The 7827-nt window shown below is 61.0% G+C and carries 9 protein-coding genes and 1 pseudogene; 5 read left to right on the forward strand and 5 right to left on the reverse strand.

Annotated elements, in window-relative coordinates:
• From EOA85_RS21095 to EOA85_RS21105, 3 genes are all read left to right on the forward strand, one after another.
• A partial coding sequence (locus EOA85_RS21095; RefSeq protein ID WP_164759777.1) for a DNA translocase FtsK occupies window positions 1–1200 on the forward strand: 1200 nt, incomplete at its 5' end.
• Between the two features lie 167 nt (window positions 1201–1367).
• Window positions 1368–2051, forward strand: a complete 684-nt coding sequence (locus tag EOA85_RS21100; RefSeq protein ID WP_127211032.1) for an outer membrane lipoprotein carrier protein LolA — start codon at window positions 1368–1370, stop codon at window positions 2049–2051.
• Between the two features lie 382 nt (window positions 2052–2433).
• Window positions 2434–3240, forward strand: coding sequence for an exodeoxyribonuclease III (locus EOA85_RS21105; RefSeq protein ID WP_127211033.1), 807 nt, complete (start codon window positions 2434–2436; stop codon window positions 3238–3240).
• A 209-nt stretch (window positions 3241–3449) separates the two neighbouring features.
• On the opposite strand, the gene EOA85_RS21110 is transcribed toward EOA85_RS21105, so the two are convergent.
• Both EOA85_RS21110 and EOA85_RS21115 read right to left on the reverse strand, forming a co-directional pair.
• A complete protein-coding gene (locus EOA85_RS21110) occupies window positions 3450–3905 on the reverse strand; it encodes a cyclic nucleotide-binding domain-containing protein (protein ID WP_127211034.1) in 456 nt (151 codons plus the stop codon).
• A 231-nt stretch (window positions 3906–4136) separates the two neighbouring features.
• Window positions 4137–4820 (reverse strand): response regulator transcription factor, encoded by a 684-nt coding sequence (locus EOA85_RS21115; RefSeq protein WP_029349304.1) that lies wholly within the window; start codon window positions 4818–4820, stop codon window positions 4137–4139.
• 84 nt (window positions 4821–4904) lie between these two features.
• Here EOA85_RS21115 and EOA85_RS21120 point away from each other — a divergent pair, with 84 nt between their 5' ends.
• The gene (locus tag EOA85_RS21120; RefSeq protein ID WP_127211035.1) at window positions 4905–5501 is read left to right on the forward strand and encodes a L,D-transpeptidase; all 597 of its coding nucleotides are present in this window, start codon (window positions 4905–4907) and stop codon (window positions 5499–5501) included.
• A gap of 88 nt (window positions 5502–5589) precedes the next feature.
• Here the strand turns inward: EOA85_RS21120 and EOA85_RS21125 are convergent, their stop codons facing one another.
• Window positions 5590–5826, reverse strand: coding sequence for a hypothetical protein (locus EOA85_RS21125; protein WP_029349299.1), 237 nt, complete (start codon window positions 5824–5826; stop codon window positions 5590–5592).
• Window positions 5827–5991: 165 nt separating this feature from the next.
• On the opposite strand from EOA85_RS21125, the gene gcvA reads away from it, so the two are divergent.
• A complete protein-coding gene (gene gcvA / locus EOA85_RS21130; protein ID WP_127211036.1) occupies window positions 5992–6933 on the forward strand; it encodes a transcriptional regulator GcvA in 942 nt (313 codons plus the stop codon).
• 52 nt (window positions 6934–6985) lie between these two features.
• Here the strand turns inward: gcvA and EOA85_RS21135 are convergent, their stop codons facing one another.
• Both EOA85_RS21135 and EOA85_RS21140 read right to left on the reverse strand, forming a co-directional pair.
• Window positions 6986–7408: a DUF1761 domain-containing protein gene (locus EOA85_RS21135; protein ID WP_127211037.1), complete on the reverse strand. Its 423-nt coding sequence runs from the start codon at window positions 7406–7408 to the stop codon at window positions 6986–6988.
• A gap of 107 nt (window positions 7409–7515) precedes the next feature.
• A pseudogene (locus tag EOA85_RS21140) lies at window positions 7516–7827 on the reverse strand (methyltransferase); the annotation flags it as partial.

Genomic DNA, 7827 nt, shown 5'->3' on the forward strand with positions numbered 1-7827 from the left:
GTCTATCTCAGGGAAATCATGGCCAGCCGCGATTTCGAGACCACCAAGGCCAAGCTGGCGCTGGCGCTCGGCAAGACCATCAATGGCGAGGCGGTCATCGTCGACATCGCCAAGATGCCGCACGTGCTGGTCGCCGGCACCACCGGTTCGGGCAAGTCGGTCGCCATCAACACTATGATCCTGTCACTGCTCTACCGGCTGACGCCGCAGGACTGCCGGCTAATCATGATCGACCCGAAAATGCTGGAGCTCTCTGTCTATGACGGCATCCCGCATCTTTTGGCGCCTGTTGTCACCGATCCGAAGAAGGCGGTGGTGGCGCTGAAATGGACCGTGCGCGAGATGGAGGACCGCTACCGCAAAATGTCAAAGGTCGGCGTCCGCAACATCGACGGTTTCAACGCGCGGGTGCAGCAGGCGGAGAAGAAAGGCGAGAAAATCTCGCGCACCGTGCAGACCGGCTTCGACCGCCAGACCGGCGAAGCGATCTACGAGACCGAAAACCTCGATCTCGAGCTGATGCCCTACATCGTCGTCATCATCGACGAGATGGCCGATTTGATGATGGTCGCTGGCAAGGACATCGAAGGCGCGGTGCAGCGCCTTGCGCAGATGGCGCGCGCCGCCGGCATCCACGTCATCATGGCGACGCAGCGGCCGTCGGTCGACGTCATCACCGGCACGATCAAGGCCAACTTCCCGACCCGCATCTCCTTCCAGGTGACGTCGAAGATCGACAGCCGCACCATCTTGGGCGAGCAGGGCGCCGAACAGCTGCTTGGAATGGGCGACATGCTCTACATGGCCGGCGGCGGCCGCATCCAGCGCGTACACGGCCCCTTCGTTTCCGATGACGAGGTCGAGAAGATCGTCGCGCATCTGAAGCTGCAGGGCGTGCCGGAATATCTCGATGCGATTACCGAGGATGACGATGAGGACGACGACGAGCCGCCGGGCAAGGGTGGCTCGGGCGGTGGCGGCGGCAATTTCGAGGATTCCGACGATCCCTACGACCAGGCGGTTGCGGTGGTGCTGCGCGACGGCAAGGCCTCGACCAGCTACATCCAGCGCCGGCTCGGCATCGGCTACAACCGCGCGGCCTCGATCATCGAGAAGATGGAGAAGGAAGGTATTGTCGGGCCGGCCAACCATGCCGGAAAACGGGAGATTCTAGTGCCGACGGAGGACGACAAGTTCTGATCCGACCGGCAAGAACCATGGGATTTGCCCGGCTGCAAGGTCAACGGCGGCAACTATGACCCTTCTGGCGCGTTTGCAACGACGAAGCGCTGTTAGGTCGCCAAACTTAAGCCCAACTGGGGGGCCAAACACTGCGACAACAGATAAACCAGACGAGAGTGACCGGCATGAAAAACTCCTCTTTCGCTACGACCAGCGATTTTGCCCCGACCCGCCGCCAGCTGCTTGGCCTCGGCCTGGTCCTGGCAGGTGCTGCGGCCATCAACGTCGTGCCCGGGGTCCAGTTGCTGGCGTCGGCGCAAGCGGCGGTGCCACCCACCGCGCAGAAGATCGCCGACCATTTTTCCTCGGTCAAATCGATGACCGGCGAATTCGTGCAGTTCGGACCCAAGGGCGAGCAGACCGGCGGCAAGTTCTTTCTGGAACGGCCGGGCAAGATTCGGTTCAACTATGACGGGACGTCGAATTTCAGGGTGATTTCCGACGGCAAGTCGGTGGTCATCCTCAACAAGCGGCTGAAAACCTCCGATCTCTACCCACTGTCGAAAACGCCGCTCAAGCTGCTGCTCGACACCAAGATCGACCTCTCCGGCGGCCGCGTCAAAAGCGTCAAGGAAGAGAACGACGTCACCACCATTCAACTCGCCGACAAATCGGTGTTCGGCAGTTCGAAGATCACCATGATGTTCGACCCGAAAACCTACGAATTGCGCCAATGGACGATCACCGATGCGCAAGGCAAGGACACGACGGTGATGATCTTCAACGTCAGGGAAGGCGTGAGCTTCGCCCCCGACACCTTTGCCATCGACTATACGGCGAACCGCGAGCTGAACACCAAGTCGCGCTGAGGCATGGTGATGTTCAGATAATGCCGGCCTGCGAACGGTAGTTTCCTGCGTTTCGTCGTGGGAAGCCTTTCTGGACGTCAGCGCTGCCCCTCATCTTGGCTACCGCCATCTTCTCCCCGTAAACGAGGAGAAGGACGCTGTAATCGACGATTTCGCCATCCACCATGGTTGAAAGAAAGGCGCCGCGGCTGGAGCCAGCGTCTTTCTCCGGGGAGAAATGCCCGGCAGGGCAATGAGGGGCGGCGCGAGGGTCAATGATTGCGCCCGGCTTGTTTTTGCAGCGTATGGCTGGCAGTAGTTTCCGGAACTGCCTTGCCAAAAAAGCACCAGCCCGTCGGAGCTAACCAGGTTCCTGCGGTCCCGTGCCGTCCGGACCCTCCGTATGCCCTTTTCCATCGCCACCTGGAACATCAATTCCGTCCGCTTGCGCATGCCGATCGTCGAACGCCTGCTTGTCGAACAGGCACCGGACGTGCTCTGCCTGCAGGAAACCAAAGTTCCCGACGAACTGTTTCCCGAGAAGGCCTTTCGCAAGCTCGGCTACGAGCATATCGCCTTCCACGGCCAGAAGGGCTATCACGGCGTGGCGACGGTGGCGCGCCGGCCGATCGCGATTGTCGAAAAGCGCCGCTTCTGCGAGATCGAGGACTGCCGGCATCTGTCGGTCACCCTGCGGGCCGGCGGAAAGGCGATCCTGCTGCACAATTTCTACGTCCCGGCCGGCGGCGACGAGCCCGATCCGATCATCAACCGCAAGTTCAAGCACAAGCTCGATTTCGTCGCCGAAATGAACGCCATCCGCGCCGAGCACGACGAAGTGTCCGGTTCGATCCTGGTCGGCGACCTCAACATCGCGCCGCTCGAGCACGATGTCTGGTCGCACAAGCAGCTCCTGAAGGTGGTCAGCCATACGCCGGTCGAGACGGAAAATTTCGAGGCGATGCGGCTCGCCGGCGACTGGGTCGACCTGATGCGGCTCAACGTGCCTTATGAGCAGAAGCTCTACACCTGGTGGAGCTATCGCGCGCAGGATTGGGAAGCGTCGGATCGCGGCCGGCGGCTCGACCATGTCTGGTCGTCGCCAAACCTGGTGCCGAGCTTTGCCGGCTACGAGATCCTGCGGCCGGCGCGCGGCTGGAAACGGCCGTCGGATCATGTGCCGGTCATAGCGCGGTTCGACCTAGATTAGGTGTATCGATATTCAGATCAGGCCGGCCTGCGAATGGTGGTTTCCTGTGCTTCCGGTGCTCACGTACCCAAAAGCACGCTCCGCTCCGGTTCTCGGATCCCACCATTCGCAGGCCGGCCTGATCTGAATCTCGATACACCTCAGCCTTGCCGCCCTGATTCGATGGCTTTCACGGGTCATTGGTTGCGAGAGCGAGTTGAAATCCGGGTTCAGTTCTCGAAACGCGGCGCCAGCTCCTCGATGCGGCGGATCATTGCCAGAAAATCCTCGGAGATGCGCTGGTGCAGATGGACCGCGATATCCGGATATTCCTCCAGGATGCGGTGGAACATCTTGCGGCTGAGCCGCAGCACTTCCGAATCGATCTGGGCGGATGCGCTGGTCAGCCGGTTGGTATCGGCGATCAGCGCCAGTTCGCTCAGCATCGTACCGGGACCGGCCGTGCCTATCGGGACGCGGGCGCCATCCTGCTCGCGATACAGCAGGATGCGCCCGCTGACGACGATATAGGCACAATCGGCCTCGTCGTCCTCGCGGTAAAGCTTGTGGTCGGCCTGCAGCTTGATGGTTTCCGCGCCAAAGGCGAGCAGACGCAACTGTTCCTCCGTGAAGCCCTCGAAGAGCCTCACGGCGGACAGGATGCGGATGTCGTCATCCAACGCCATCTAGCTAGGTCCCCGAACGGCCAGTCCAATCCCTCCCTTACAGCGCCGAGCATCCCTTTGAACGCGCAAAGGACGCGCTAAACGCTTTGAAATCGACGCACCATGCTTTCGAAAAAAGATTCCGATTTTTGGTCCGATGCGTCAGCGAGTTCGATCCAGAACCACCTCCAGTCTCAGGATCGTACCCGAAAGCGGCCCCTGCCCCCGACCGCTGATTGAATGATTAAATGTTTAAGGAACCAGCTTGTAGCCGCCGCTTTCTGTCACAAGAATTTCTGCGTTAGAAGGATCGCGCTCGATCTTCTGGCGCAGCCGATAGACATGGGTTTCCAGCGTGTGCGTGGTGACGCCGGAATTGTAGCCCCAGACTTCCTCGAGCAGCACGTCGCGCGTCACCACCTTCTGGTCGGCGCGGTAGAGATACTTGATGATCGAGGCTTCCTTTTCGGTCAACCGCACCTTGGCGCCGCGCTGGTCGATCAGAAGCTTCTGGCTGGGCTTGAAAGTGTAGGGGCCGACCGAAAAGGTGGCGTCTTCGCTCTGCTCATGCTGGCGAAGCTGGGCACGGATGCGGGCCAGGAGAACCGCGAATCGGAACGGTTTGGTCACATAGTCGTTGGCGCCGGCTTCGAGGCCGAGAATCGTGTCGGAATCGGTGTCGTGTCCCGTCAGCATGATGATGGGCGACTTATAGCCGCCCTTGCGCAGTATCTTCACTGCCTCGCGGCCATCCATATCGGGGAGGCCGACATCCATGATGAGCAGATCGATGAGGCCGCCGCGGGCCGTGGCGACACCTTTGGCGGCGGTTGATTCCTGCAGGACGTCGAATTCCTCATAGAGAGACAATTGCTCGACGAGCGTGCCGCGCAGGTCGTCATCGTCATCGACGATCAGAATGGTGCGTGAAGTCATGGATCAATCCGTTGTTTTGAAAAGAAAATTCAGTTGACCGCTGCCTGTTTATGCGGAAGCTGACCGACACAACAGCCGATCACAATGATTTGTTCCGTGGCACGATCATACAAGAAAAAACGCGCGTGCAATGAGGCGAGCGCATTTTTGCGAAAAGGGCTTCGTGTTCTCACCGTGCGCGCCAGGCCCGGCCACGCCAGCCAGGGGCTTCTGCAGGCTGGCAAGCTGGTGTTTTCATGTGCGCTGGGACGCGGCGGCATATCGGCCGGCAAGCGCGAAGGCGACGGCGCCACGCCGCTTGGTTCGATGCGGATCCTGTCGGGATACTTTCGTAACGATCATTTTTCCGGAGGCCGCAAAACCCGGCTGGCGATGACGCCGATCGGTCCGGATCTCGGCTGGTGCGAAGTGCCTGAGGACCGCAACTACAACCGTCCGGTCAGGATTCCCTATGGCGCCAGCCACGAGCGGATGCTGCGCACCGACCGGCTCTATGATGCCTGCCTGGTGCTCGACTGGAACATTTCGCCGCGTCGCCGCGGGCGCGGCAGCGCCATCTTCTTTCATCTGGCGCGCCCCGGCTTCACGCCGACGCAAGGCTGCGTCGCGGTGACGGCGCGCACGATGACCCGGCTGATGCCGCTGCTGTCGGATCGCACGGTGATGAAGGTGGTGAGGTAGGGAATAGGGGAATAGGGGAATAGGAAAGTGTCAGTAGGATCGCGCAGGCGCGCCGCTTACCTTTTAGCTGCCCTACTGCCCTACTGCCCTACGTCCGCGGCCTCTGCCAGCCGATGTCGAGCAGACCCAACCGGCCGAGTTCCCGGTCCATCACGCGCGCGACATCCTTGCGTTCGGCGCCGATGTCGCGCAATTGGCGGTCCGCAAGATCGTCGACGTTCTGATGCGGGAGATTGACCGCAACTTTCGCATGGCGAAACCAGTCAAGCGTCGCGCGCAGCCAGGCCGACCGGGCGATTGCAGGAGTCATAACTATGTGGGACATGGCACAATCCACTTCATTCGGATGTCAAATCCGGTTTGATGTTATTTCGATGGTCCCATCATGCCGGATTGAAATCAAAACGAGAAACGAGTAGTTTTCTCAGCATCTTCAAGTTTTATTTGAGGATTGGAAAATGATCGACCGGCCTCTCCTCGTCCTACTGTGATGGCTCGCCTGCTGCCGGGAACCCGTGCACTGAGGACGCTGGAGGCGGCGGCCCGGCACCTCAATTTCACCCGCGCCGCAGATGAGCTCGGCCTGACGCCGGCTGCGGTCAGCCACCAGATCAAGGAAATCGAGGATCAGCTCGGCATCGTGCTGTTCACGCGCACCAGCCGCACGATCCGGCTGACGGAGGCGGGCGCGGTGCTGTTCGAGGCGTCGACCGACGCGCTGGATCTGCTTGCCCGGGCCGTCTCACGGGCGCACAAGATGGCGCGCGGAACGGCGCTGCTGAAAGTGACCCTCGACGCGCAGTTCGCGACAAAATGGCTAATGCGGCGCGTCGATGACTTTCGCAAGCAGCGGCCGGGCATCGAGCTCCGCTTCGACATTGCGTCCGAATTGCGCGATTTCGACCTGGACGACGTCGATGTCGGCATCCGATTCGGCGCGGGAAAATATCCGGGCCTTTGCACCCACCGGCTGTTCGACAACATCATCATTCCTGTGTGCAGCCCCAGCCTGCTGGCCTCCGGCCCACCGCTGCGCGAGCCGCGCGATCTCTTCCATCACACGCTTGCCCATATCGAGTGGGCGCGACAAGGCGTGACGTGGCCGAATTGGCGCATGTGGATGGCGGCGGCCGGCGTCGACGATTTCGACGACAGCCGGACGATCGTGTTCGGCACCTCGACCGACGCCGTTCAGGCCGCGCTCGACGGCAATGCCGTCGCGCTCGCCGATTTTGCCATGGTGGCAAACGATCTTTCCGAGGGCCGGCTGATCCGGCCCTTCGAACTTGGCATCAGGGTTCCGCCCGACTTCGCCTATCATCTGGTCTACCCCATCGGATCGGCCAACGACGCCAGGATCGAGGCGTTCAGGGATTGGCTCCTGAACGAAGTTCACAACCCGCAGCCGGACCAACGCTTGGATGAGCTTTAGGCCGCTCTGAGTGATCAGCCGGCGGTCGTCGACCTATTTCGTGGCGGCAGGATCAGCCCGCGACTTCCCCTGCGCCCAACCAGCCGATCACCGCGCCGATGATAAGCAGCACGCCGAGCCAGTGACCGCAGTCTATGATGGTCAGGTCCCAGCCGAACCCTTCGTAGCGATGATTGACGGATAACGTCGTGGCGACGAATCCGAACCAGAGAACGAAGCCGAAGACGAGCCCGGCAACGAGGCTCGGTTCGCCACCGGTCATCGCTCCGATCATCAGGGACATGACGAGCGCCATGACAAGTTCCGCAATGAAGCTGATGACGAAGGGCAGCGGCGATTTACCCATGGTCGCCGGATCAAGCCTGGCGGCCTTGAGCCACGGCTTGCTCAGGCGCATGTACCATGCAGCGCCGAACAACCACGCCACCACCGCGGCGACGATCACCGCCAGCCAGTTCACTGCTGAAAAATCCATGATTCCCTCCCCGGAAGCATGTCGCCCAAAAGTGCCCAGCGGTTTTGGGACAACGCTATGCGTACTCTCAAATCGATGCGTGATGGAACGCCCGTTCGGCGATGCCGTCAAGCAAACCGCCAGACGGTCGTGCGCTTGACCAGGGCGTCTTCCAGCGCCCGGGTTACCGCCACTTCATAGACGGCAAGCGGCTCCAGTCCTGCTTGCGGCATATAGGAACGGCCGGGATCGCCGACGATAATGTCGGCGCCGCGCGCCTTCAGCGTCGCGAACCATGGCATCAGCCGTTCGGCGAAGGATTTGTCGTAGAAGACGTCGCCGGCCAGAACCACATCCCAGCCCGCATCGGCTCCGATGCAGTCCGAGCCGAGGAACTTTATCCCGACATCATTGGCCTCGGCGTTGAGGCGGATCGCGGT

Origin of the sequence: Mesorhizobium sp. M5C.F.Ca.IN.020.29.1.1 (genome assembly GCF_003997375.1) — a bacterium.
Lineage (GTDB): Bacteria > Pseudomonadota > Alphaproteobacteria > Rhizobiales > Rhizobiaceae > Mesorhizobium > Mesorhizobium wenxiniae.